We start from the raw sequence: 24491 nt of genomic DNA, 5'->3' as shown, positions 1-24491 counted from the left end.
TCGGCGCGCTTATGCCCCGTCACGGGCTATGAGCGCGCCGAAATCGTGCGAGCCAGGCCGGCTCGTCGACGACCGTTCCTGGCGGCAACCCGATGGCGTCGGCCTGGGACTGCGCCACGACACCGCGGTAGGTGGTCTCCGCTAGCCCGTCCAGCGTCCAGCCCTGGGCGAACGCGCCCCGCATGTCGGCTTCGCTGACCTGCGGACCGAACCCGCGGCCCCGGTCGGACAGCGCCAGGACATGGACCAACCCGCCGGCCCGGCACGCCGCGTGCAGGCTGCGCACGTAGCGCGCGCGGTCCGCCGCGTCGAAAATGTGAAACAGCGCGCTGTCGAGGATGGTGTCGTAACGCTGAGATCCCAGATCCATTGCGTCGGCGACTTCGAAGCGCGCGTCGACGCCCTTGGCGGCGGCGTTGCGGCGCGCGTAGTCGACGGCCGACGGGGCGTAGTCGACGCCGAGCACGTCGTAACCCAGCCCGGCGAGCACGATCGTATGCTCGCCGGCGCCGCAGCCGACGTCGAGTACGTTCCCCCGGATCAGGCCCGCCCGTTCGAGGGCGACGACCGCGGGCTGCGGCTCGCCGATGACCCACGGTGCGGTACCGGCCTTGTAGGCGTCGTCGAATAGCGAGAGAGTAGGTGTCACATCCATGCCGCCAAGTGTTCAACCTCAACGCCTGTTGAGGTCAAGAGAGGAGCGATATGGTCGCCGACCCCGATGTCGTCGCCGACGTCGCCGATCGCCTGTTCGCCGCCATCGAGAAGGGCGACATCGCTGCTGTTGGGCAGATGTGGAGCGACGACGTGGTGGTCTGGAAGGTCGCCGACCGCGACCGCGACAAGGACCGGGCGCTGCGGGTCATCACCTGGTTCATGAACGCCACGACCGACCGTCGCTACGAGATCCTCGAGCGCAAGCTATTCGACGGCGGGTTCGTACAGCAGCACATCCTGCACGCCAACGGCAACAAGGGCGGATTGATCGCCATGCGGGTCTGCATCGTGATCAAAGTGGGAACCGACGGGCTGATCCGCCGCATCGACGAATACTTCGACCCCGCGCAGATCAGCCCACTACTCGACGGCAGGTGACATGACACGCGTTCAGGAACTCCTCGACGATCCGGCGTCGGCAGGCGAATGGCGCGTCGTACCCGACAGGTCCACCCTCGGGATCAACGTCAAGTCGATGTGGGGACTGATGCCCGTCAGAGGACGCTTCACCGACATCAGCGGTGAGGCTCAACTCACGGGCGGACCAACGATATTCGGCCGCCTCGGCATCAAAGCCGCGTCGCTGCGGACCGGAATCCGCAGGCGCGACACCCATCTGCACTCCGCCGACTTCTTCGACGCGCAGAAATTCCCGGACATCACCGTGGAGATCAATGGGTTGACAGCGACGGGCGTCGACACCGTCGAGTTGCGCGGGCAGCTCACGATCAAAAGCACCACCAAACCGCTGGAGCTCATTGCTCACGTCACGGTGCTCGACGACCGGACGGTGCAGCTTCGCACCCGCGTCCAAATCGACCGCCAGGAGTTCGGCGTCGACGGCAACATGATGGGCATGATCGTTGACATCGCGGCGATCTCGGGCGACATCGTGTTCCAGCGGGTGGGCTAGCCGTACCATCGGCGCATGGTCGAGTCATCGCGTCCGTTGCGGATCCTCGTTTACAGCGACAACCCACGAGTCAGGGAACAGGTGCAGCTGGCACTCGGCAAGCGGGTGCACCCCGACCTGCCCGAGTTGACCTACCTCGACGTTGCCACTGGTCCGATGGTGATCCGGCAGATGGACAAAGGCGGGTTCGACCTCGTGATCCTGGACGGGGAAGCCGCCCCCGTCGGCGGTATGGGCATCGCCAAACAACTCAAGGATGAGATCGCCGACTGCCCACCGCTCCTGGTGCTCACCGGCCGCGTCGACGACGCCTGGCTGGCCCGGTGGTCGCGCGCGGAGGCCGCGGTCCCCCACCCGATCGATCCGATCCGCTTGGGCGATGCCGTGGTGTCTCTGCTGCGCACCCCGGTGCGATAGCCAGAAATCACCAAATAAACTGTCGCACTTGCCTATTCAAGGCACGACGACATAGCCAGACGCGGCCAATAGCGATACTAACCAAAACGTGTGGCGCTGATCGCAAAGCCCGCTAGGGTGTGGGTAAGCTCACATCGAACAGCCCACGAGGGAGCGATTTCGCGGTATGGATTTGTACACGCCAATCCTGGTGCTTGGCGCTATTGCGGCGGCGTTCGCGGTCGGTTCGGTAGGCATTGCGTTGCTTGTCGGTCCGCGCCGCTACAACCGCTCAAAGCTCGAGGCCTACGAGTGCGGCATCGAGCCGCTTCCGCCCGGCGATTTGTCGCGCCTCGGCGTCGGTCAACGGTTTCCGATCAAGTACTACCTGACCGCGATGTTGTTCATCATCTTCGATATCGAGATCGTGTTTCTGTACCCGTGGGCGGTGGCGTTCGACAGCCTGGGGTTGTTTGCGCTGGTAGAGATGCTGCTGTTCATGGCGACGGTGTTCGTCGCCTACGCCTACGTATGGCGGCGGGGAGGCCTGACATGGGACTAGAGGAAAAGCTGCCCGCCGGGATTCTGCTGTCCACCGTGGAGACGGTGGCCGGCTACATCCGGAAGGGCTCGTTGTGGCCTGCGACGTTCGGCCTGGCCTGCTGCGCAATCGAGATGATGGCCACCGCGGGCCCGCGGTTCGACATCTCCCGGTTCGGTATGGAGCGGTTCTCCGCCACACCCCGACAGGCCGATCTGATGATCGTCGCAGGTCGAGTCAGCCAGAAGATGGCCCCGGTGCTGCGCCAGATCTACGACCAGATGGTCGAGCCCAAGTGGGTGCTTTCCATGGGAGTGTGCGCGTCATCGGGCGGGATGTTCAATAACTACGCGATCGTGCAGGGCGTCGACCACGTCGTCCCGGTGGACATCTACCTGCCGGGTTGTCCGCCGCGGCCGGAGATGTTGTTGCACGCGATCCTCAAGCTGCACGACAAGATTCAGCAGATGCCGCTCGGCGTCAACCGCGAGGAAGCGATTCGCGAAGCCGAGCAGGCCGCGCTGGCCGTGCCACCCACCATCGAACTCAAGGGTTTGCTGCGGTGAGTGAGAACGACAACGGCAACTCCCCTGACACGCCGGACATCATCGGCGTGCGCCACGGCATGTTCGGTGTCGAGGGCACCGGCGACACGTCCGGCTACGGCCGCCTGGTCCAGCCAATTGAGCTCCCTGGCAGCTCACCGCGCCCATACGGCGGCTACTTCGACGACGTCGTCGACACGCTGCAGGCCACGTTGGGTGATGACGGCTACCGGGAGTCGATCGAGCGGGTCGTCGTGTACCGCGACCAGCTGACACTGGAGGTGTTCCGCGGGCAGCTACCCGCGGTCGCGCAGGCGTTACGCGACGATCCGGGGCTGCGCTTCGAGTTGTCCCTCGGCGTCAGCGGGGTGCACTACCCCGACGACATCGGACGTGAGCTGCACGCCTTCTACCCGCTGATGTCGATCACCCACAACCGGCGGATCCACCTGGAGGTGGCGGCGCCGGACGCCGATCCGCACATCCCGTCGCTGTTCAGCGTGTATCCGACAGTCGACTGGCACGAACGCGAAACCTATGACTTCTTCGGGATCATCTTCGACGGGCATCCTTCGCTGACCCGCATCGAGATGCCCGACGACTGGGTCGGGCATCCGCAACGCAAGGACTATCCGTTGGGCGGCATACCGGTGGAGTACCACGGCGCCGAGATCCCACCGCCCGATCAGCGGAGGGCCTACAACTGATGAGCGCATCCCCCACCCCGCCCCAGCAGGGCGGCGTTAATACCTCGGGCGCATCCGAGGACGGACCGGTTGTCATTGTCGGCGGCCAGGATTGGGAACAGGTCGTGCAGGCCGCCAGGGAGGCCGCGGCGACGCACGCCGACGAACGGATCGTCGTCAACATGGGCCCGCAGCACCCCTCGACGCACGGCGTGCTGCGCCTCATCCTCGAGATCGAGGGCGAGACGATCATTCAGGCCCGCTGCGGAATCGGCTACCTGCACACCGGGATCGAGAAGAACCTCGAGTTCCGCAACTGGGCTCAAGGCGTCACGTTCGTGACCCGGATGGACTACCTCTCACCGTTTTTCAACGAGACGGCATACTGCCTCGCCGTCGAAAGGCTGCTGGGCGTCACCGACGACATCCCGGAGCGGGCCAGCGTCATCCGGGTGATGATGATGGAGCTCAACCGGATCTCATCGCATCTGGTCGCGCTGGCCACCGGCGGTATGGAACTCGGTGCGATGAGCGCGATGTTCTACGGCTTCCGCGAGCGCGAGTTGGTGCTGAACGTCTTCGAGGCGGTCAGCGGGTTGCGGATGAACCACGCCTACATCCGTCCCGGCGGGGTGGCGATGGACCTGCCCGACGACGCCATTCCGCAGATCCGCGATCTGCTCGAGCTGTTGCCGAAACGGATCAGTGACCTCGAGGACCTGCTCAACGAGAACTACATCTGGAAGGCCCGCACCAAGGACGTCGGTTACCTGGACCTGACCGGGTGCATGGCGCTTGGCATCACCGGACCCTGCCTGCGCTCCACTGGTCTGCCCCACGATCTGCGCAGGGCCCAACCCTATTGCGGTTATGAGGATTACGAGTTCGACGTCATCACCGACGACGGTTGCGACTCCTACGGCCGCTACATCATCAGGGTCAAGGAGATGCACGAGTCGATGAAAATCGTCGAGCAGTGCCTCGACAAGCTGAAGCCGGGCCCGGTGATGTTGGCTGACAAGAAGTTGGCGTGGCCGGCCGACCTGAAAGTCGGACCCGACGGCCTTGGCAACTCACCTGAACACATCGCGAACATCATGGGACATTCGATGGAGGGGCTGATCCACCACTTCAAGCTCGTGACCGAGGGGATCCGAGTCCCTGCGGGCCAGGTGTACACCGCAATCGAGTCGCCCCGCGGCGAGCTCGGCGTCCACATGGTGTCCGACGGCGGCACCCGCCCCTATCGCGTGCACTATCGCGACCCGTCGTTCAACAACCTGCAGGCGGTGGCGGCGATGTGCGAGGGCGGCATGGTCGCCGACCTGATCACCGCGGTGGCGTCGATCGATCCGGTAATGGGCGGGGTGGATAGGTGAGCATATTCTTCGAGCTCGGTCAGCGACCCGAAGAACCCGGCCCACCGATCGACGGGCCCACGTCGTATCCCGAGGACGTCACGGTACGGCTCGCCGCCGATGCCGAGAAGCTCATCGCACGCTACCCGGAACCGCGCTCAGCGCTATTGCCGCTGCTGCACCTGGTGCAGTCCGAGGATGGCCGCCTGACCAACGCGGGTATCTCGTTCTGCGCCAAGCAGTTAGGGCTGACCGACGCTGAAGTCACCGCGGTAGCCACGTTTTACACGATGTACCGGCGCACCCCCACCGGTGACTATCTGGTCGGCGTATGCACCAACACGTTGTGCGCGATCATGGGCGGTGACGCGATCCTGGACTCGCTGCAGGACCATCTCGGCGTTCACGCAGGCGAAACCACCGAAGACGGCCGCGTCACGCTGGACCATATCGAGTGCAACGCCGCATGCGATTACGCGCCGGTCGTGATGGTGAACTGGGAGTTCTTCGACAACCAGACACCGGCCTCGGCGCGCGACCTGGTCGACGGGTTGCGCGAAGGGAATCCGCCCGAGCCCACGCGCGGCGCACCGCTGTGCACGTTCCGTGAGACGGCCCGCACGCTGGCGGGCCTGCCCGATCCGCGCTCCGGCGGCGACAAGATCGGTGACGCCACTCTGGTGGGCCTGCGCGTGGCGCGCGAACGGCGGATGACGGCGCCCGAACCCGACGCCGCGCCGATACCCGGCGACGCGCCCGACGACCAGAAGGCGGCGGCAGAAGCGACGAAGGACGCTCCGGCACCGGGACCGTCGGCCACCGTGCCGCCCAAGCCGGACACACCCGAGACCAACCCAGACGCAACGGATTCACCGAAATGACCCCTCTGACACCCGTACTCAGCAAGTTCTGGGACGAACCCGAGCCATGGTCAATGGACACTTACCGGCGGCACGGCGGTTACCGCGGCCTCGAGAAGGCGCTGGCCATGGATCCCGACGACGTCATCGCGCTCGTCAAGGATTCCGGCCTACGCGGCCGCGGTGGCGCGGGCTTCCCGACCGGCACGAAGTGGTCGTTCATCCCCCAGGACGACACCGGGGCGGGCGCGAAACCGCATTACCTCGTCGTCAACGCCGACGAGTCGGAACCCGGTACGTGTAAAGACATTCCGCTGATGCTGACGACGCCGCACTTCCTGATCGAAGGCGCGATCATCGCATCGTACGCGATCCGGGCACACCACGCGTTCATCTACCTGCGCGGTGAAGTGGCTCCGGTGCTGCGGCGGCTCAACGCCGCGGTGGCCGAGGCGTACGAGGCCGGCTTCCTCGGAAAGAACATCGGCGGCTCCGGGTTTGATCTGGAGTTGATCGTGCATGCCGGTGCCGGCGCCTACATCTGCGGTGAGGAAACCGCGTTGCTGGACTCGCTGGAAGGTCGACGCGGTCAGCCACGGCTGCGTCCGCCATTTCCCGCGGTCGCCGGGCTGTACTCCTGCCCCACAGTGGTCAACAACGTGGAGTCGATCGCCAGCGTGCCACCGATCGTGCTCAACGGGGTGGACTGGTTCCGGTCGATGGGCACGGAGAAATCGCCTGGTTTCACGCTGTATTCGCTGTCCGGGCATGTCACCAACCCCGGGCAGTACGAAGCGCCGCTCGGCATCACGCTGCGCGAACTCCTCGAGTACGCCGGCGGCATCCGGGCGGGCCACAAACTCAAGTTCTGGACACCGGGCGGTTCGTCGACGCCACTGTTGACCGATGAACACCTCGACGTGCCCCTGGATTACGAAGGTATGACCGGTGCGGGGACCATGCTCGGCACCAAGGCGCTGCAGATCTTCGACGAGACCACCTGCGTGGTGCGGGCGGTTCGTCGGTGGAGCGAATTCTACGCCCACGAGTCGTGTGGTAAATGCACACCGTGCCGCGAAGGCACCTATTGGTACATCCAGATCTATGAGCGCCTCGAAACAGGTGCCGGTACCGCGGCCGACCTCGAGAAGCTTCTCGACATTTCCGACAACATCTTCGGAAGAGCGTTCTGCGCGTTGGGCGACGGCGCGACCGCCCCGGTCGTGTCCTCGATCCAGTACTTCCGCGACGAGTACATCGCCCACCTCGACGGCGGCTGCCCGTTCGATCCGCACGCTTCGACGTTGATGGCGACCGAAGGGGTGGGAATATGACCGTTCCGGCGAGCAGACGCGAAGACCCCCAAAACAGCACCGAGAAGGGGGATTTCACGACTTCTCATGCGGGAGAGCCCCAGGTCGAAATGGTGACCCTCACCATCGACGGCGTCGAGGTCAGTGTTCCCAAGGGCACTTTGGTGATCCGGGCCGCGGAGTTGATCGGCGTGGAGATCCCGCGGTTCTGCGACCATCCCCTGCTTGATCCCGTCGGCGCGTGCAGACAATGCCTGGTCGATGTCGAAGGTCAGCGCAAGCCGATGGCGTCGTGCACGATCACCTGCACGCCCGACATGGTGGTACGCACCCAACTCACCTCCGAGGTCGCCGACAAGGCTCAGCAGGGCATCATGGAGTTCCTGCTGATCAACCATCCGCTGGACTGCCCGGTGTGCGACAAGGGCGGCGAATGCCCGCTGCAGAACCAGGCCATGTCCGCGGGTCGCCCGGAAACCCGTTTCGAGGACGTCAAACGGACGTTCCCCAAGCCGATCAACATCTCCTCGCAGGTGCTGTTGGATCGGGAACGCTGTGTGATGTGCGCGCGCTGCACCCGGTTCTCCGAGCAGATCGCCGGAGACCCGTTCATCGACCTGCTGGAACGTGGTGCGCAGCAACAGGTGGGCATCGCGACGGGCGAACCGTTCGAATCGTACTTCTCCGGGAACACCGTGCAGATCTGTCCGGTCGGCGCGCTCACCGGCTCGGCGTACCGGTTCCGGGCTCGGCCGTTCGACCTGGTGTCCAGCCCCAGTGTGTGCGAGCACTGCGCATCCGGATGCGCCCAACGTACCGACCACCGCCGCGGAAAAGTGATGCGCCGCTTGGCCGGTGACGATCCACAGGTCAACGAGGAATGGAACTGCGACAAGGGCCGATGGGCGTTCACCTACGCCACCCAGGGCGATCGCATCACGACCCCGCTGATCCGCGAAGACGACGGCAGCCACCGGCCCGCCTCCTGGGCGGAGGCGCTCGCGCTGACCGGTTCCCGCCTGGCGGCGGCCAACGGCCGTACGGGCCTGCTCGTGGGCGGACGGGTGACGATGGAGGACGCCTACGCCTACGCCAAGTTCGCGCGGATCGCGCTGGATACCAACGACGTCGACTTCCGCGCCCGTCCGCACAGTGCTGAGGAGAGCGACTTCCTCGCCAGCGATGTCGCCGGACAGCCGATGACGGTGACCTACACCGATCTGGAGAACGCGCCGGTGGTGCTGCTGGCCGGGTTCGAGCCGGAAGAGGAATCACCGATCGTCTTCCTGCGGTTGCGCAAGGCCGCCCGCAAGAAGGGGCTTCAGGTCATCGCCGTCGCCCCGTTCGCCACCCGCAGCCTCACCAAGGTGCAGGGACGCCTCGTCGCGGCGGCACCGGGTGGCGAGGCCGCCGCCCTTGACAGCCTGGCCGACGACGACCAACTGAAACAGCCGGGAGCGATCATCCTCGTCGGCGAGCGCCTGGCGACCTCGCCCGGTGCCCTTTCGGCGGCAAGCAGATTGGCCGCGCAAACCGGTGCCCGCCTGGCCTGGATACCGCGCCGTGCCGGCGAGCGCGGCGCCGCCGAAGCCGGTGCGCTGCCGAACCTGCTACCCGGCGGGCGACCGGTCGCCGACGCGACCGCACGTGCGCAGACCGCCGAGGCGTGGAATGTCGACGACCTGCCGAGCACACCGGGTCGTGATACCTCGGAGATCCTCGAGGCCGCGCGCAGCGGCGAACTGGCCGCCTTAGTGGTCGGCGGTGTGGAGCTTGCCGATCTGCCCGACCCCGACGCCGCGCTGGCCGCACTCGAGGCCGCCCCGTTCGTCGTCAGCCTCGAGCTTCGGGAAAGCGCGGTCACCGCGGTCGCCGATGTGGTCTTTCCCGTCGCGCCGGTGGTGGAAAAGGCGGGCTCCTACATGAACTGGGAAGGCAGGCTGCGCCCGTTCGAGCCGTCGTTGCACACCAACGCCATTCCGGATTCCCGGGTGCTGAACTACTTGGCTGACGAACTCGGCGTCGCGCTGAACATGGCGAACCCGTCGGTCGGTGTCGACGAGATGGTGCAGCTGGGGGTCTGGGCGGGGCCGCGGCCCGCCGCACCGCAGGTGCCTGCCGCACCGCCGGCTACGCCGAGCGCGGGTCAAGCCGTGCTGGCGAGTTGGCGTCTGCTGCTCGACGCGGGACGCCTGCAGGACGGCGAACCGCATCTCGCGGGTACCGCGCGCGCCCCGGTCGTGCGGCTCTCGGCAACCACCGCCGCTGAGATCGAGGCCGCCGAGGGTGATTTAGTGAGCGTTCGCACCGAGCGGGGCGCTATCACGCTGCCGCTGGTGATCACCGACATGTCCGACCGCGTGGTCTGGTTGCCGCTGAACTCGCCGGGCTCCGCAGTGCACCGGAGCCTGGGTGTGACTGCGGGAACCGTGGTTTCGATAGAACGGGCTTCATCATGACGCCTGCAATGATCCATCCGGATCCGACACTGTTCGGGCACGACCCGTGGTGGTTGATCGTCGCGAAAGCGGTCGGGATCTTCGCGTTCCTGATGTTGACCGTCCTGGCGGCGATCTTGATCGAACGTAAGCTGTTGGGCCGCATGCAGATGCGGTTCGGCCCGAACCGCGTCGGTCCGCGCGGGCTGCTGCAGTCGCTGGTCGACGGCGTCAAGCTGGCGCTCAAGGAGGGGCTGATCCCCGCCGGTGCCGACAAGTTCATCTATCTGGCGGCGCCGGTGATCGCGGCGGTCCCGGCGTTCATCGCCTTCGCGGTGATCCCGATGGGCGGCGAGGTTTCGATCTTCGGGCACCGCACAGCGCTTCAGCTCACGGACATGCCCGTCGCGGTGCTCTACATCCTGGCCGCCACCTCGATCGGCGTGTACGGGATCATGTTGGCCGGCTGGGCATCCGGATCCACCTACCCGCTGCTGGGCGGTCTGCGCTCCACTGCGCAGGTGATCTCGTACGAGATCGCGATGGGGCTGTCGTTCGTCGCCGTGTTCATCTATGCGGGCACGATGTCGACATCGGGCATCGTCGCCGCCCAGGACGGAATCTGGTTCATCTTCCTGCTGCTGCCGTCGTTCGTCATTTACGTGACATCGATGGTCGGCGAGACCAACCGGGCGCCGTTCGACCTGCCCGAGGCCGAAGGTGAGCTGGTCGGCGGATTTCACACCGAGTACTCGTCGATCAAGTTCGCGATGTTCATGCTCGCCGAGTACGTCAACATGACGACCGTGTCGGCGCTGGCCACCACGCTGTTCCTCGGCGGCTGGCACGCTCCCTGGCCGATCAACATATGGGATGGCGCCAACACCGGCTGGTGGCCGCTGCTGTGGTTCACCCTCAAGGTGTGGGGCTTCTTGTTCATGTACTTCTGGCTACGCGCCACGCTGCCGCGGATGCGCTACGACCAGTTCATGGCGATGGGCTGGAAGGTGCTCATCCCCATCTCGCTGGCCTGGATCATGATCGTCGCCGTCGCCCGCGGCCTGCGCAACGAGGGCGTCGACGAGATGGCGACGGTGCTGTTCTCCGCCGGTGCGATCATTGCCCTGCTGATCGTCATCGTGCTGTGGAGAACGGTGCGCGGCAAGGAGGGCCGCAAACCCCCCACGCAGACGCTGGATCCAGACATCTTCCCCATACCGCCGCTACCGACCGCAACGAAGGAGCGAGCCGATGCGTAAGTTTTTCGACGCGATAGCGGGTTTCGCGGTCACGTTCGGGACCATGTTCAAAAAGCCGATCACCGAGGAGTATCCGGAGAAACCGGGCCCGGTCGCACCCCGCTACCACGGCAGGCACCAACTCAACCGCTACCCCGACGGCTTGGAGAAGTGCATCGGTTGCGAACTGTGCGCATGGGCATGTCCGGCCGACGCCATCTATGTCGAAGGTGACGACAACACCGAGGAGGCTCGGTACTCGCCCGGCGAGCGCTACGGCAGCGTCTACCAGATCAACTACCTGCGATGCATCGGCTGCGGCTACTGCGTCGAGGCCTGCCCCACCCGCGCGCTGACGATGACCAACAACTACGAAATGGCCGACGACAACCGCACCGACCTGATCCTGGGCAAGGACAAGCTGCTGGCACCGCTCGAGCCGGGGATGCTGCCGCCGCCGCACCCGATGGCCGAGGGCAGCACCGATGAGGACTACTACCTCGGAAACATCAAGCCGATCACCGAGGACATCGGATGACGCTCGAGTGGGTCGCCGCGATGGCCGCCGACACCGCGGGCCGCACGACAACCACCGAAGCGGTGCTGTTCTGGGTGCTCGGCGCTGTCGCGGTAATCGGCGCACTGGGTGTGGTGATATCGCCCAAGGCGGTGTACTCCGCGATGTTTCTGGCCATGACCATGATCGTGCTGGCGGTGTTCTACATCGCGCAGGGAGCGTTGTTCCTCGGCGTCGTCCAGGTGGTGGTCTACACCGGCGCGGTGATGATGCTGTTCCTGTTCGTGATGATGCTCATCGGCGTCGACTCCTCAGAATCGCTGGTGGAAACGATTCGCGGACAACGCGTTGCCGCGATCGTGTTCGGGATCGGCTTCGGGGTCCTGATGATCGCCGGAATCGGAAACGTCTCCGCAGGCGGGTTCGTCGGGCTGGAGCAGGCCAATGCCGGCGGCAACGTCGAGGGTTTGGCGACGTTGATCTTCATCCGCTACCTATGGGCGTTCGAGTTGACCAGCGCGCTGCTGATCACCGCCGCCCTCGGCGCGATGGTGCTGGCGCACCGGGAACGCTTCGCACGTCGCAAGACTCAGCGTGAACTCGCTGAAGACCGGTTCAAACCCGGCCGTTATCCGACGACATTGCCCAATCCCGGTGTCTACGCCCGCAATAACGCCGTCGACGTCGCTGCGCGTCTGCCCGACGGTTCCGATTCGGAGCTGTCGGTCAGCCCCATGCTGCAGAAACGCTCCGTCACCTCGGCCAACGGCGGGAACGGTGACACATGAACCCCGACAACTACCTGTACCTGTCGGCGCTGTTGTTCACCATCGGCGCCAGCGGAGTGCTGCTGCGCCGCAACGCCATCGTGATGTTCATGTCCGTCGAGCTGATGCTCAACGCCGCGAACCTGGCTCTGGTCGCGTTCTCGCGTATGCACGGCCAACTCGACGGGCAGGTGGTGGCGTTCTTCACCATGGTCGTCGCCGCATGCGAGGTTGTGGTCGGCCTGGCGATCATCATGACCATCTTCCGTGCGCGCCGCTCGGCCTCCGTCGACGACGCCAGTCTGTTGAAACACTGATGAGCGCTCGCGTGAAGAAGAGACAACCCTGATGAGCGCTCGCGTGAAGAAGAGACAACCCTGATGAGCGCTCGCGTGAAGAAGAGACAACCCAGGTGGGCACGATGACAACTCCGGTGTGGCTTACGATCGCGCTTCCGTTGGTGGGTGCCGCGATACTTCTGATCGGCGGCCGACGCACCGACAGCTGGGGTCATCTGTTGGGGTGTGCGGCGTCGATCGCGTCGTTCGTGGTCGGTGCGGCGCTGTTCACCGACATGCTCGGCCGCGACGCCGAGAACCGCACGCTCCACGAGCATCTGTTCTCCTGGGTGCCGGTGGCCGAACTGCAGGTCGACTTCGGGTTGCAGCTCGACCAGCTGTCGATGTGCTTCGTGCTGCTGATCACCGGCGTCGGCTCGTTGATCCATATCTACTCCATCGGCTATATGGCCGATGACCCGGACCGGCGACGGTTCTTTGCCTACCTGAACCTGTTCCTCGCCGCGATGCTGCTGCTGGTGCTTGCCGACAACTACCTCGGCCTCTACGTCGGGTGGGAAGGCGTGGGCCTGGCGTCGTACCTGCTGATCGGCTTCTGGGCGCACAAACCGTCGGCGGCCACCGCGGCCAAGAAAGCCTTCGTCGTCAACCGCGTCGGCGACATGGGCCTGGCGATAGCCATTTTCGCGATGTTCGCCCACATCGGCTCGATCTCGTATGAAGCCGTCTTCGCCGCCGCCCCCCAGGTGAGCGATACCGCGCTGACGGTGATCGGCCTGCTGCTCCTGCTGGGCGCGTGCGCCAAGTCCGCGCAGGTGCCGCTGCAGTCCTGGCTCGGTGACGCGATGGAAGGCCCGACGCCGGTGTCGGCGCTCATCCACGCCGCGACGATGGTGACCGCCGGTGTCTACCTCATCGTGCGCTCCGGTCCGGTGTTCGAGCTGTCGCCGACCGCGCAGTTCGCCGTCGTCATCGTCGGTGCGGTCACGTTGCTGTTCGGCGCGATCATCGGCTGCGCCAAGGACGACATCAAGAAAGCGCTTGCGGCGTCGACGATGTCGCAGATCGGCTACATGGTGCTGGCCGCCGGCCTCGGGCCCGTCGGATACGCCTTCGCGATCATGCACCTGCTGACCCACGGCTTCTTCAAGGCCGGGCTGTTCCTTGGGGCGGGGTCGGTGATGCACGCGATGGACGACGAAGTCGACATGCGTCGCTTCGGGGGCCTGCGCAAGGCGCTGCCGATCACCTTCGCGACGTTCGGGCTCGGTTACCTCGCGATCATCGGTGTGCCGCCGCTGGCCGGATTCTTCTCCAAGGACGGCATCATCGAAGCGGCGCTCGGCGCTGGCGGGGTCAAGGGCTTGATCCTCGGCGGCACCGCGATCCTCGGTGCGGGCATCACCGCCTTCTACATGACACGGGTGATGCTGATGACGTTCTTCGGTGAGAAACGGTGGGCTCCAAACTCACACCCGCATGAAGCGCCGAAGGTGATGACGTGGCCGATGATCCTGCTGGCCGTCGGCTCGGTGGGTTCCGGTGCGGCGTTCGCGATCGGCGGCACCCTCGAACACTGGCTGGAGCCCGTGGTCGGAGCGGAGGAAGTGCATCACGTCGCGCCGGTCTGGGTCGTCACCGCCGTCATCCTCACCGTGGTGGCCGTCGGCATCGTGATCGCCTACCGGATGTACGGCGTCCGGCCGGTGCCAGAGGAGGCGCCCGCCGGTTCGCTGCTGACAGTGGCCGCCCGGTCCGATCTGGGTGGCGACGCCTTCAACGAAGAGGTCTTCATGGTGCCGGGACAGCGGCTGACCAAGGGGCTGGTCGAGCTGGATGACCAAGCCGTCGAGGGGGTGGCGACCGGGCTCGCCTCCCTGGTGTCTCGAATCTCGAGGTGGCTGCGGCAGCTGCAGACCGGGTTCGCCCGCTCGTACGCAATGGCCATGCTGGCCGGCGCCATGCTGCTGGCCGGCGCGATCTTGGCGGTGCAGCTATGGTGACCTCCTTTCCCTGGCTGACCGTGCTGTGGGCGGTGCCGATCGTCGGTGCGGCCGTCGTGATTCTGCTGCCGGCGGCGCAGCGTGCGTTGGCCAAGTGGCTGGCGCTCGTGGTCTCGCTCGTGGTGCTGGTCATCACCGTATTCCTCGCGGTCAGCTTCGATCCCGGCGGTGAGCAGTACCAGTTCGTCGAATCTCACCGCTGGATACCGTCGTTCGGCACCGGATACATATTGGGCTTGGACGGCATCGCGCTGGCGATCGTCGCGCTGGCCGCGGTGTTGGTGCCGCTGTTGCTGATCGCCGGCTGGAACGACGTCCGCGACCACGCGGCATGGGGTGGGCGCTCGACGCACACGTATTTCGCGCTGACCTTGGCCGTCGAGGGCATGGTGATCATGTCGCTCGTCTCGCTCGATGTGCTGCTGTTCTACGTGTTCTTCGAGGCGATGCTGATCCCGATGTACTTCCTCATCGGCGGCTTCGGCCACGGCGAGAACCGCGGCAAGGCAGCGGTGAAGTTCTTGCTGTACAACCTGTTCGGCGGCCTGATCATGCTCGCCGCGGTGATCGGGCTGTACGTGGCGACCGCGCAGAGCGATGCGTTCGCCGGTGGCACGTTCGACTTCCGCGAGATCGTCGCCGCGGTGTCCAGCGGCGAGTTCGTGGTCAACCCGGCCGTGATGAACCTGTTGTTCCTCGGGTTCATGTTCGCGTTCGCGATCAAGGCGCCGCTGTGGCCGTTCCACCGGTGGCTGCCCGACGCCGCCGTGGAGGCCACCCCCGCCAGCGCGGTACTGATGATGGCCGTGATGGACAAGGTCGGCACGTTCGGCATGCTGCGGTACTGCCTGCAGTTGTTCCCGGACTCCTCAACGGTTTTCCGGCCGCTGATTATCACGCTCGCGGCGATCGGCATCGTGTACGGCGCGATCGTGGCGATCGGCCAGACCGACGTGATGCGGTTGATCGCCTACACGTCGATATCTCATTTCGGGTTCATCATTCTCGGCATCTTCGTGATGACCAGCCAGGGTCAGTCCGGTTCGACGCTGTACATGATCAACCACGGCCTCTCGACGGCTGCGCTTTTCCTGATCGCCGGGTTCCTGGTCACACAAAGAGGCACCCGCCTGATCAACGCGTACGGCGGGGTGCAGAAGGTGGCGCCGGTCCTGGCGGGCACCTTCCTGGTCGCTGGATTGGCCACCCTGTCGCTACCCGGGTTGGCGCCGTTCATCAGCGAATTCCTGGTCCTCATCGGCACATTCACCCGCTACCCGGCGCTGGCGGTGTTCGCGTCGAGCGCGCTGGTGTTGTCTGCCATCTACATCCTATGGACCTACCAGCGGATGATGGGCGGGCCGGTGGCCGACGAACTCGCCAACGGTGAGGACCGAATACGTGACCTCGTGCCGCGCGAAATCCTCGTCGTCGCACCGCTGATCGCGCTGCTGCTGGTGTTGGGTGTCTATCCCAAACCCGCACTGGATGTGATCAACCCTGCGGTCACCCACACCCTGACCACCATCGACCAACCTGATCCGGTACCCCAGATCGCGGAAGGGCCGACGCCATGACCCTCTCCCCGCCGGTCGTCGAATACGACCTCGTCTCCCCGATGCTGATCGTGTTCGGGGCCGCTGTCGCCGGTGTGCTCATCGAGGCGCTGCTGCCGCGGCAACGTCGGTACGCCGCCCAAGTCGTGCTCAGCCTCGGCGGTCTGGTCGCTGCGCTGGTGGCGGTGGTGCTGGTGGCGCGCGACATGCATGGCACCGTCGGACAATCGGCGGTGATGGGCGCCATCGTCATCGATATGCCAGCGTTGTTCATCCAGGGCACCGTGCTGCTCGTCGGCGTGCTGGGCATCCTGTTGATCGCCGAGCGGCACATCCCCGCGTCGGTGGAATCCGAGCGCAGCGAGAGCCAGAGCCAAAGCCGAACCCTGGACGGTTTCACACCGCAGGCGTCCGCGGTGCCGGGAGACGTGGCGGAGAAGTTGGCCACGCGGGCCGGTGTGATCCAGACCGAAGTGTTCCCGCTGACGATGTTCGCCATCGGCGGCATGCTGCTGTTTCCGGCATCCGACGATCTGCTGAGCCTGTTCGTCGCGCTCGAAGTGCTGTCGTTACCGCTGTACCTGCTGTGCGGGTTGGCGCGCCGCCGCCGGCTGCTGTCGCAGGAAGCGGCGATGAAATACTTTCTGTTGGGCGCGTTTTCGTCGGCGTTCTTCATCTACGGCGTCGCCATGCTGTACGGCTACGCCGGCACCTTGGAATTGCGCGGCATCGCCGCGGTGATCGAGGACGGCTCGGGCAAGACCTCGCTGGCGCTCATCGGCATCGCGCTGCTGCTGGTAGGCGTGCTGTTCAAGATTGGTGCGGTGCCGTTCCACTCCTGGGTTCCCGACGTCTACCAGGGTGCGCCCACCGCCGTCACCGCGTTCATGTCCGCCGCCACCAAGATCGCCGCGTTCGGCGTGATGTTGCGGCTCTTCTACGTCGCGTTCCCGCTCCTGCACGACTACTGGCGTCCCGCGCTGTGGGCGGTGGCGATCCTGACCATGGTCGTGGCCACCGTGGCCGCGATCACCCAGGCCGACGTCAAACGCATGCTGGCGTATTCGGCGGTGTCGCACACCGGTTTCATCCTCACCGGCGTGGTCGCCGGCAACGACGCCGGCGTTTCGGCGACGCTGTTCTACCTGTTCGCCTACGGCTTCAACACCGTCGGCGCGTTCGCGGTGGTGGGCCTGGTCCGCAACTCCGCCGACGAGGAGGACACCGCGATGGCCCGCTGGGCCGGCCTGGGACGGCGTCATCCCGTTGTCGCCGTGGTCTTCTCGCTGTTTCTCCTTGCGTTCGCCGGCATCCCGTTGACCAGCGGGTTCGTCAGCAAGTTTGCGGTGTTCAAGGCCGCAGCCGAGGGCGGTGCGATGCCGCTGGTCATCGTCGGCGTGATCGCCAGCGCCGTGGCCGCGTACTTCTATGTGCGGGTGATCGTGTTGATGTTCTTCACCGAACCGCCCGCCGACCCGCCGACGGTGGCGGTCCCCAGCGTGCTGAGCACCGCCGTCGTCACGGTCACCGCGGCCGTCACCTTCGCGCTCGGCGCGCTGCCGCAACCGCTGCTGGATCTGGCGAATCACGCTGACCAGTTGCTGAGCTGAACGGTCTTTACGGCAGCAGACCGACCTGGCGGTACGCGGCCGTCAGATAGCGCTTCATCTGCCGGAAGTTGATCGGATCGGGTTGCAGCACCCGGTATGTCACCGCGCCGGCGAGCATGTCGACGATGACGTCGAGATCGGCGTCGGCCGCGACAATACCGTCGGCCTGCGCGCGCCGCAGCATCGTCTTGGACAGTTCCCGTCGCGGCAAGATGTAGTGCCTCCAGTAGGTCTGCATCAGCATCGGATGGGTGACCGCCGAACCGTAGACCTGAGCGACCAGCGCGCGAAACGTCGGATCGGCCGCGGTGCGGGCGGCCGCGTCGATATTGCGCCGCACCAGCTGTTGCGGTGGTGTCGCGGCGATCTCCTGGGTATCCGGCCACTGGATCTCCGCGCCGACCAGGCTCTCGATCGCGTCGGACACCAACCGCTCCTTCGATGGCCACCTCCGGTAGACGGTTGGCTTACCCACACCGGCGCGTTTGGCGACCTGCTCAATGCTCATTGCCGAAATACCCTGGGCGATAAACAACTCCAGTGCCGCAGTCATGATCACCGTGTCCAGCGCCTGGTCACGCGGACGCCCCCGAGCCGGCGTCGTCGCTGTCACCGCACGTCGCCCCTGCCCAGCGCGCGATGCAGCCAGCCAGCCAACTCCGGATCGGAGCGGCCGCGCCAGCCCAGGTGTCCGTCGGGCCGCACCAGCATGGCGTCGGTTTGATCGGTTTGGCAGCACAGGGCGACGACGCGCTCACCGAGATGGGCGTGCGCGGTCGCCGACAGGGCGTCATGGTCACCCGATGCCAGCAGCGCCCATCGTCCGCCGAGCTCGGCGTACAGCCGGGTCGGCTCGCCGTCGCGGACGCGTCGGCATTCGGTGTCGGCGATTCGGTCGCCGGGACGGGGTTTCTTCGTGCACCAATGCTTTTCGGCGAGAGGACCGTCCCGGTAATCCACCCACAGTTGCGAGGTTCGGTAGGTCAACGAGCGCTGCACCCTCGGCAGGCTGAGCAGCGGCAAGACCACCCGATCACGCAGAAACCGGCCCACCGGGCCCTGCGCGATGTTGATTTTGGTGACCGCGCTGGTGTCGCGCAGCACCTCGGTGGCCAACGGCCGTCGCTCAGCCTGGTAGGTGTCCAGCAGTGCGGCATCGGCACGCCCGCCGATCACCAGAGCCAGCTTCCAGGCGAGGTTTTCGACGTCGCCGAGTCCGGTCAGCATGCCTTGGCCGCCGAACGGGGCATGGGTGTGGGCGGCGTCCCCGGCGATCAGCACGCGGCCGCGACGATAGGTGTCGGCCAGCCTGCGGTGCACCTGGAACATCGACAGCCACTCGGTGCCGGTGACGCGCACGTCACGACCGCTGCGCTCGGGCAGGATGTGTTGCAACCGGTCGAGGATCTGTTCGTCGGTGGGCTTTTCGGCGGGCTGGCCGGGGTCATAGGCGATGACGCGCCACATGTCGCCAGGCATCGGCATCACGCCCAGCATCCCGTCCGGGTGGATCCAGCCGGTGGTTCCTGACCGGTCGAGGTCCCAGTCCAGCGCTACGTCAGCGAGCAGAAACCGTTCGGTGAGCTTGGCGCCGGGAAACCCGATATCCGCGCGCCGCCGCGTCGCGCTGCCTGCACCGTCGCAGCCGACCAACCACGCAGCGCGCGCGTCCTCACCGGTGCCCAGGGTGGCCACCACGACGTCGTCGTCCTGGCGCAGGTCCACCAGCGGGGAGTTCCACTCGACGGTGCCGCCGAGTGCCCTCAGCCGGTCCCTGAGCGCCGCTTCCACGCTGGCCTGCGAAATCACCATCGGCGGTGCGGCCGTGTCCAATCCGGGATCGCCGAAGCGCAGACGCATCACAGGCTTACCACCGAGATAGCTGGTGATCTGCATGGCCCGCACCGAGTGTTGCGGCAGTTCACCGAGAGCCCCCAACCGATCGAGCACCTCGGAGCCCCGCGCGTGCACGAAGTTCGCCCGTGACGTCGTCGCCGGACCGCTGGCTTTGTCGACGACGCGCACGTCGACCCCCTGCATCAGCAGCCCGCACGCCAGCGCCAGCCCGGACGGGCCCGCGCCGACCACGATCGTCTCCGGATGTGCCATTTCAGGTCCTCCAATACGAAACGGGGTCGTAACGGAAGGCTACGCCTTGTGGTCGCCGGGAGTCCACCGCCGCTACCTTCGACACATGACCAGCGCAGAACTTGTCCTCGTCACCGACCACGGTTCGGTTCGGGTGCTGACGATGAACCGGCCCGCCGCCCGCAACGCGCTGGGCCGCGAATTGATCCGCGAGATGTATGTGGCGCTGACCGAGGCCGACGCCGACGACAATGTCCGCGCCGTGGTCCTGACCGGCGCCGACCCGGCATTCTGTGCGGGGGTGGACCTCAAGGAGGCGCAACGCGACGGGTCGGCCTACTTCGATGAGTTCCGGTCGCAGAGTTGTATCACCGCGACCGCCGACATGCGCACACCGATCATCAGCGCCGTCAACGGCGCGACGTTCACCGGCGGTCTCGAGATGGCGCTCGGCTGCGATTTCCTCATCGCGTCGGAGCGGGCGGTGTTCGCCGACACCCACGCCCGCGTCGGCATCCTGCCCGGCGGCGGGATGACCGCACGGCTACCCCAGGTGGTCGGCCACGCGATGGCGCGACGACTGTCGATGACCGGCGAGGTCGTCGACGCCGCGCGTGCCGAACGGATCGGGTTGGTGACCGAGGTCGTCGCGCATGACCGGCTACTGGACCGGGCCGTCGAACTGGCAACTCAGATCGCCGAGGTTCCGGGCCCGATCATGCTCGGGCTCAAGGAGATCTACACCACCGGAGCGGCCGCCGTCATCGACCCCGCACTGGGCGCCGAGGAGCGGATCGCGATGGCCCAAGACCGCGACTTCGCCGGGCTGGGCGAGCAGTTCCGCGCGGTGAGCGAGCGCAACAAACGCCAGATCGACGGCTGAGCCCGTCGGCGTGGCCCACGCGAAGCTGGGGACGTGCGTGAACTTCGGCCGAAAATCGGTGTGTCGCGCGCAAACACGCGCGCTCGCGGTCAAGCCAGCGGGCGCTTGAGGATGAAGCCGACCGTCGGCGCGCCGTCGAAGTCCGGGTGCGGCGCGGCCATCATCTCCACCTGTTTGCGGGCCTGCTCGACGACGGGTGTGTTGGGGTCGAGCACCGACAGGTACTTCTCGTGCGCGGCAAGGGCTTCGACGGCGTGGTCCACAAAGCCGTCGACGGTTTCTCCGTGGGTCAGCTCCGGACCGTTCTCGAACAGCCAGCGCGGCCGGTCGGACAGCGAATCATAGGCCTGCGCAACGGCGTTCGCGAACTCGATGTGGTCACGCTGGTTCGGCGCGTCAGGTGCCCACTGCGGGCCGCTGTAGATGGTGATCACGATGTCGGGCGCCAACGCGGTGATGGTCTCGGCGATCTTGGCCCGGAGCGCCGGGGTGTTGCGGATCTCACTGTCCGGAAAGTCCCAGAACTCCACGTCGTCGGCGCCGACGACGGCCGCCGACCGGCGTTGCTCGATTTCGCGCAGCGGGCCGGCCTGTTCGGGCGCCATCCCTTCGATGCCCCGCTCGCCGCGCGAGGCCAGTCTGTAGTGGACCTTCCTGCCTGTCGATGTCCACTTGGCGACGGCCGCGGCGATGCCGTACTCGGGATCGTCGGGGTGCGGCACCAGAACCAGGCAGGTGCGCCACTCGGAGGGAAACGGTTGTACTGAAGGCACGCCGCTATGCCACCACACCGTGGATCAGAATGGCAGCGGTCTGCTCGACCCAGTCGTCGCCGAGGGGCTCACCGGGTTGCAGCAGCACCCGGAGCAGGGTGGCCCCGCCGATCACCTCGACCAGCCGGTCGGGGTCGACGTCGGGATGCACCTCGTCGCGGTGCACGGCGTCGGCCAACCGCATGCGCACGGCGGCGAACAGTTCGGTGAACCGGTCCATCACCCTGGCGTTGAGTTCGGCGTCGGCGGCCATGTCGGCGATCAGCCCGGGCAGCGCGGCGCGCACCACAGGAGTGGTGAAAACGTCGCGGGCAGCGGCGATCATCGCGCGGACATCGGCGGTGATGTCGCCCGGCGGCGTCTCGATCGCGGTGGGGGCAGCGGGAAACGCCGCCTCGTGAACCAGTTCGGCCTTGCTCGACCAGCGGCGGTACAGCGCGGTCTTCGTCGTGCCCGCATGCTTGGCGACAGCAGCCATCGTGAGGTTCGAATAGCCAATTTTCACAAGCAGATCCGCCGTGGCGCGCAAGATGGCAGCGTCGATGCGCGGATCCCTGGGCCGCCCGGCGCCAGGGGGCTTGTCAACCGATGACAGGTCTGCTTTCATAACGCTACTTACCGTATCGTAATTTGGTCAACGAAGGATGGTTCCGGATGGCTAGCGAACCGGCTGTCGAGGATGTCGGCCGCCTCGAGCATTCCAGTCGTGACGTCAGCACCCTGCCCGGTGTGATGTCGCAGTGGCTGTCGACGGTGCTACCCGGCGGCGTCGCTCCGGAGATCACCGTGGAGAGCGGCGTCGACGCCAACGGCATGTCCTCGGAGACCATCATCCTGACCGGCCGTTGGGAACAGGACGGGCAACCGCAAGAACAGAAGTGGGTCGCGCGCGTCGCCCCCGCTGCCCACGACGTCCCGGTGTTCTCGTCCTACCGGATGGATCACCAGTTCGACGTCATCCGGCTGGTCGGCGAGAAGACCGACGTGCCGGTACCGCCGGTGCGCTGGCTGGAGAACAGCGGGTCGGTTTTGGGCACGCCGTTCTTCTTGATGGACTACGTCGACGGCCGGGTGCCGCCCGACGTCATGCCCTACACCTTCGGCGGCAACTGGTTCTTCGACTCCCCCGCCGAACAGCAACGGGAACTCCAGGACAACACCGTCGACGTGTTGGCCAAGGTGCACTCGATTCCGGACCCGCAGACCACATTCGGCTTTCTCGACGACGGCTCCGACGACAACGCGTTGCGCCGAAACCTCAACTGGCTGAAATCCTGGTATCAGTTCGCGGTTCCCGACATCGGGCGCTCACCGCTTGTCGAGCAGGCCCTGGAGTGGCTGGAGGCCAACTGGCCGGCCGGAGTCGCGGCCACGGACCCGGTGCTGGTGTGGGGCGACTCCCGTGTCGGCAACGTCCTCTACTCCGGGTTTGCGCCGGTGGCCGTACTGGATTGGGAGATGGCCACCTTGGGCCCGCGCGAGATGGACGTCGCGTGGATGATATTCGCGCACATGGTTTTTCAAGAGCTAGCGGGCCTGGCCGGTCTGCCCGGTCTGCCCGACTTCATGTGCGAAGACGACGTCAAGGCGGCCTACACCGAACGCACCGGGGTGAAACTCGGTGATCTGAAGTGGTTTTACGTGTACTCGGGCGTGATCTGGGCGTGTGTGTTCATGCGGACCAGCGCCCGTCGGATGCGCTTCGGTGAGATCGAGCGGCCCGAGGACGTCGAATCGTTGTTCTATCACGGGTCGTTGCTCAAACGGCTCATTACAGGAGAAGCCTGATGCTCGGACCTATCGACGAATACCCCGTACACCAGATCCCGCAGCCGATCGCCTGGCCGGGATCGTCGGACCGCAACTTCTACGACCGCTCCTATCTCAACGCCCACGACCGCAGCGGCGACATCTTCCTGATCACCGGCATCGGGTACTACCCCAACCTCGGGGTCAAGGACGCGTTCGTTCTGGTTGCCCGCCGCGGAGGCGGCAGATTCGGCGGAAGCGCCGACACCCAGACGGCGGTGCATCTGTCCGACGGCATCGACGCCGACCGGCTCAACCCGCACGTGCTGGGATATCGCATCGAGGTCACCGAACCGCTCAACAAGCTGCGGGTGGTGCTCGAGGAGACCGACGGTATGGCCGTCGACCTGACCTGGGAAGCTCTGTTTCCCGCCGTGCAGGAGCAACGCCACGTGCTGCGCACCGGTACCCGGGTCACCCTCGACGCGCAGCGCTTCGCGCAGGTCGGCAGTTGGAGCGGGACCATCGCGATCGACGGTGAGGAGATCTCCGTCGACCCGTCGGTGTGGATCGGCACCCGCGACCGCTCGTGGGGTATCCGACCGATCGGTGAACCCGAGCCGGCGGGCCGTCCCGCTGATCCGCCGTTCGAGGGTATGTGGTGGCTCTACGTGCCGATGGCGTTCGACGACTTCGGGATCGTGCTGATCATCCAGGAAGAACCGACCGGGTTCCGCAGCCTCAACGACTGCACACGGGTCTGGCGCGACGGGCGCGTCGAACAACTCGGCTGGCCCCGGGTGAAGATCCACTACACGTCGGGAACGCGAATCCCTTACGGCGCCACCATCGAAGCCACCACACCCGAGGGCAAGCCGGTGGTGTTCGAGGTCGAGTCGAAGCTGGCGGTGCCCATCCACATCGGTGGCGGGTACGGCGGCGATTCCGACTGGTTGCACGGGATGTGGAAGGGCGAGAAGTTCACCGAGCGGCTGACGTACGACATGACCGACCCGTCGGTCAACGGCAAGGCCATGTTCGGCGTCATCGATCACGTCGGCCGCGCGGTGTGCACCGAGGGCGGCAAGTCGGCCGAGGGGTGGGGGCTGTTCGAGCACGGCGCGCTGGGCCGCCATGACCCGTCGGGCTTCGCCGACTGGTTCACCGTCGCGCCGTAATCGGTGATTTCGGTGCGCTGACCAGCGTTGGGCGCATGTTCGCGCACCGAAATCACCGCGCAG

General features: G+C 66.0%; 25 protein-coding genes. 20 read left to right on the top strand and 5 right to left on the bottom strand.

Annotated features, from left to right (window positions below; translation table 11 throughout):
- Positions 1-19 precede the first annotated feature (19 nt).
- Complete coding sequence (locus ABQF13_RS24575) at positions 20-655, bottom strand: class I SAM-dependent methyltransferase (protein WP_448395416.1); 636 nt, start codon at positions 653-655, stop codon at positions 20-22.
- A gap of 50 nt (positions 656-705) precedes the next feature.
- Between ABQF13_RS24575 and ABQF13_RS24570 the strand changes: the two genes are divergently transcribed.
- The 17 genes from ABQF13_RS24570 to nuoN all read left to right on the top strand — a co-directional run bounded on the left by ABQF13_RS24570 (position 706) and on the right by nuoN (position 17757).
- Complete coding sequence (locus tag ABQF13_RS24570; protein WP_448395415.1) at positions 706-1095, top strand: nuclear transport factor 2 family protein; 390 nt, start codon at positions 706-708, stop codon at positions 1093-1095.
- 1 nt (position 1096) lies between these two features.
- Positions 1097-1630, top strand: coding sequence for a YceI family protein (locus ABQF13_RS24565; RefSeq protein ID WP_448395414.1), 534 nt, complete (start codon positions 1097-1099; stop codon positions 1628-1630).
- A gap of 15 nt (positions 1631-1645) precedes the next feature.
- Entirely contained in the window at positions 1646-2047 is a 402-nt protein-coding gene (locus ABQF13_RS24560) for an Rv3143 family two-component system response regulator (protein WP_448395413.1), read from the top strand.
- Between the two features lie 166 nt (positions 2048-2213).
- Positions 2214-2588, top strand: a complete 375-nt coding sequence (locus ABQF13_RS24555) for an NADH-quinone oxidoreductase subunit A (protein ID WP_448395412.1) — start codon at positions 2214-2216, stop codon at positions 2586-2588.
- Positions 2579-3133, top strand: a complete 555-nt coding sequence (locus tag ABQF13_RS24550; RefSeq protein ID WP_448395411.1) for a NuoB/complex I 20 kDa subunit family protein — start codon at positions 2579-2581, stop codon at positions 3131-3133. Before ABQF13_RS24555 ends, ABQF13_RS24550 begins: the two co-directional genes overlap by 10 nt.
- Entirely contained in the window at positions 3130-3819 is a 690-nt protein-coding gene (locus ABQF13_RS24545; RefSeq protein ID WP_448395410.1) for an NADH-quinone oxidoreductase subunit C, read from the top strand. The genes ABQF13_RS24550 and ABQF13_RS24545 overlap by 4 nt, the downstream gene beginning before the upstream one ends.
- A complete protein-coding gene (gene nuoD / locus ABQF13_RS24540) occupies positions 3819-5177 on the top strand; it encodes an NADH dehydrogenase (quinone) subunit D (protein WP_448395409.1) in 1359 nt (452 codons plus the stop codon). The genes ABQF13_RS24545 and nuoD overlap by 1 nt, the downstream gene beginning before the upstream one ends.
- Entirely contained in the window at positions 5174-6037 is an 864-nt protein-coding gene (nuoE, locus tag ABQF13_RS24535) for an NADH-quinone oxidoreductase subunit NuoE (RefSeq protein WP_448395408.1), read from the top strand. Before nuoD ends, nuoE begins: the two co-directional genes overlap by 4 nt.
- Entirely contained in the window at positions 6034-7350 is a 1317-nt protein-coding gene (gene nuoF / locus ABQF13_RS24530) for an NADH-quinone oxidoreductase subunit NuoF (RefSeq protein ID WP_448395407.1), read from the top strand. The genes nuoE and nuoF overlap by 4 nt, the downstream gene beginning before the upstream one ends.
- A gap of 89 nt (positions 7351-7439) precedes the next feature.
- Positions 7440-9788 carry an NADH-quinone oxidoreductase subunit G gene (locus tag ABQF13_RS24525; RefSeq protein ID WP_448395445.1) on the top strand — a complete coding sequence of 783 codons (2349 nt, stop codon included), beginning with the start codon at positions 7440-7442 and terminating at the stop codon, positions 9786-9788.
- An 8-nt stretch (positions 9789-9796) separates the two neighbouring features.
- Positions 9797-11026: an NADH-quinone oxidoreductase subunit NuoH gene (gene nuoH, locus ABQF13_RS24520; RefSeq protein ID WP_448395444.1), complete on the top strand. Its 1230-nt coding sequence runs from the start codon at positions 9797-9799 to the stop codon at positions 11024-11026.
- Positions 11019-11543 (top strand): NADH-quinone oxidoreductase subunit NuoI, encoded by a 525-nt coding sequence (gene nuoI / locus ABQF13_RS24515; protein ID WP_448395406.1) that lies wholly within the window; start codon positions 11019-11021, stop codon positions 11541-11543. The genes nuoH and nuoI overlap by 8 nt, the downstream gene beginning before the upstream one ends.
- Entirely contained in the window at positions 11540-12310 is a 771-nt protein-coding gene (locus ABQF13_RS24510) for an NADH-quinone oxidoreductase subunit J (RefSeq protein WP_448395405.1), read from the top strand. The genes nuoI and ABQF13_RS24510 overlap by 4 nt, the downstream gene beginning before the upstream one ends.
- Positions 12307-12606: an NADH-quinone oxidoreductase subunit NuoK gene (nuoK, locus tag ABQF13_RS24505; RefSeq protein WP_448395404.1), complete on the top strand. Its 300-nt coding sequence runs from the start codon at positions 12307-12309 to the stop codon at positions 12604-12606. The genes ABQF13_RS24510 and nuoK overlap by 4 nt, the downstream gene beginning before the upstream one ends.
- A gap of 104 nt (positions 12607-12710) precedes the next feature.
- A complete protein-coding gene (gene nuoL, locus ABQF13_RS24500; RefSeq protein ID WP_448395403.1) occupies positions 12711-14591 on the top strand; it encodes an NADH-quinone oxidoreductase subunit L in 1881 nt (626 codons plus the stop codon).
- The gene (locus ABQF13_RS24495) at positions 14585-16168 is read left to right on the top strand and encodes an NADH-quinone oxidoreductase subunit M (RefSeq protein WP_448395402.1); all 1584 of its coding nucleotides are present in this window, start codon (positions 14585-14587) and stop codon (positions 16166-16168) included. The genes nuoL and ABQF13_RS24495 overlap by 7 nt, the downstream gene beginning before the upstream one ends.
- Positions 16165-17757 carry an NADH-quinone oxidoreductase subunit NuoN gene (nuoN, locus tag ABQF13_RS24490; RefSeq protein ID WP_448395401.1) on the top strand — a complete coding sequence of 531 codons (1593 nt, stop codon included), beginning with the start codon at positions 16165-16167 and terminating at the stop codon, positions 17755-17757. The genes ABQF13_RS24495 and nuoN overlap by 4 nt, the downstream gene beginning before the upstream one ends.
- Before the next feature lie 7 nt (positions 17758-17764).
- On the opposite strand, the gene ABQF13_RS24485 is transcribed toward nuoN, so the two are convergent.
- Positions 17765-18310 (bottom strand): TetR/AcrR family transcriptional regulator, encoded by a 546-nt coding sequence (locus tag ABQF13_RS24485; RefSeq protein ID WP_448395443.1) that lies wholly within the window; start codon positions 18308-18310, stop codon positions 17765-17767.
- Between the two features lie 56 nt (positions 18311-18366).
- Entirely contained in the window at positions 18367-19866 is a 1500-nt protein-coding gene (locus ABQF13_RS24480; protein ID WP_448395400.1) for an FAD-dependent monooxygenase, read from the bottom strand.
- 85 nt (positions 19867-19951) lie between these two features.
- On the opposite strand from ABQF13_RS24480, the gene ABQF13_RS24475 reads away from it, so the two are divergent.
- A complete protein-coding gene (locus tag ABQF13_RS24475) occupies positions 19952-20728 on the top strand; it encodes an enoyl-CoA hydratase (protein WP_448395399.1) in 777 nt (258 codons plus the stop codon).
- Between the two features lie 89 nt (positions 20729-20817).
- Here ABQF13_RS24475 and ABQF13_RS24470 read toward each other — a convergent pair whose 3' ends face one another.
- Both ABQF13_RS24470 and ABQF13_RS24465 read right to left on the bottom strand, forming a co-directional pair.
- Entirely contained in the window at positions 20818-21501 is a 684-nt protein-coding gene (locus tag ABQF13_RS24470) for a PIG-L deacetylase family protein (RefSeq protein WP_448395398.1), read from the bottom strand.
- Between the two features lie 4 nt (positions 21502-21505).
- The gene (locus tag ABQF13_RS24465; RefSeq protein WP_448395397.1) at positions 21506-22108 is read right to left on the bottom strand and encodes a TetR/AcrR family transcriptional regulator; all 603 of its coding nucleotides are present in this window, start codon (positions 22106-22108) and stop codon (positions 21506-21508) included.
- Positions 22109-22155: 47 nt separating this feature from the next.
- Here ABQF13_RS24465 and ABQF13_RS24460 point away from each other — a divergent pair, with 47 nt between their 5' ends.
- Together ABQF13_RS24460 and ABQF13_RS24455 are read left to right on the top strand one after the other, a co-directional pair.
- Positions 22156-23289 (top strand): phosphotransferase family protein, encoded by a 1134-nt coding sequence (locus tag ABQF13_RS24460; protein ID WP_448395396.1) that lies wholly within the window; start codon positions 22156-22158, stop codon positions 23287-23289.
- Positions 23289-24428: an Rv3169 family protein gene (locus tag ABQF13_RS24455; RefSeq protein WP_448395395.1), complete on the top strand. Its 1140-nt coding sequence runs from the start codon at positions 23289-23291 to the stop codon at positions 24426-24428. Before ABQF13_RS24460 ends, ABQF13_RS24455 begins: the two co-directional genes overlap by 1 nt.
- Positions 24429-24491 lie beyond the last annotated feature (63 nt).

The sequence above is a fragment of the Mycolicibacterium sp. XJ879 genome (assembly GCF_053483935.1).
The sequence above is the reverse complement of the archived record's forward strand: the minus strand, read 5'-3'. Positions and strand labels throughout refer to the sequence as shown.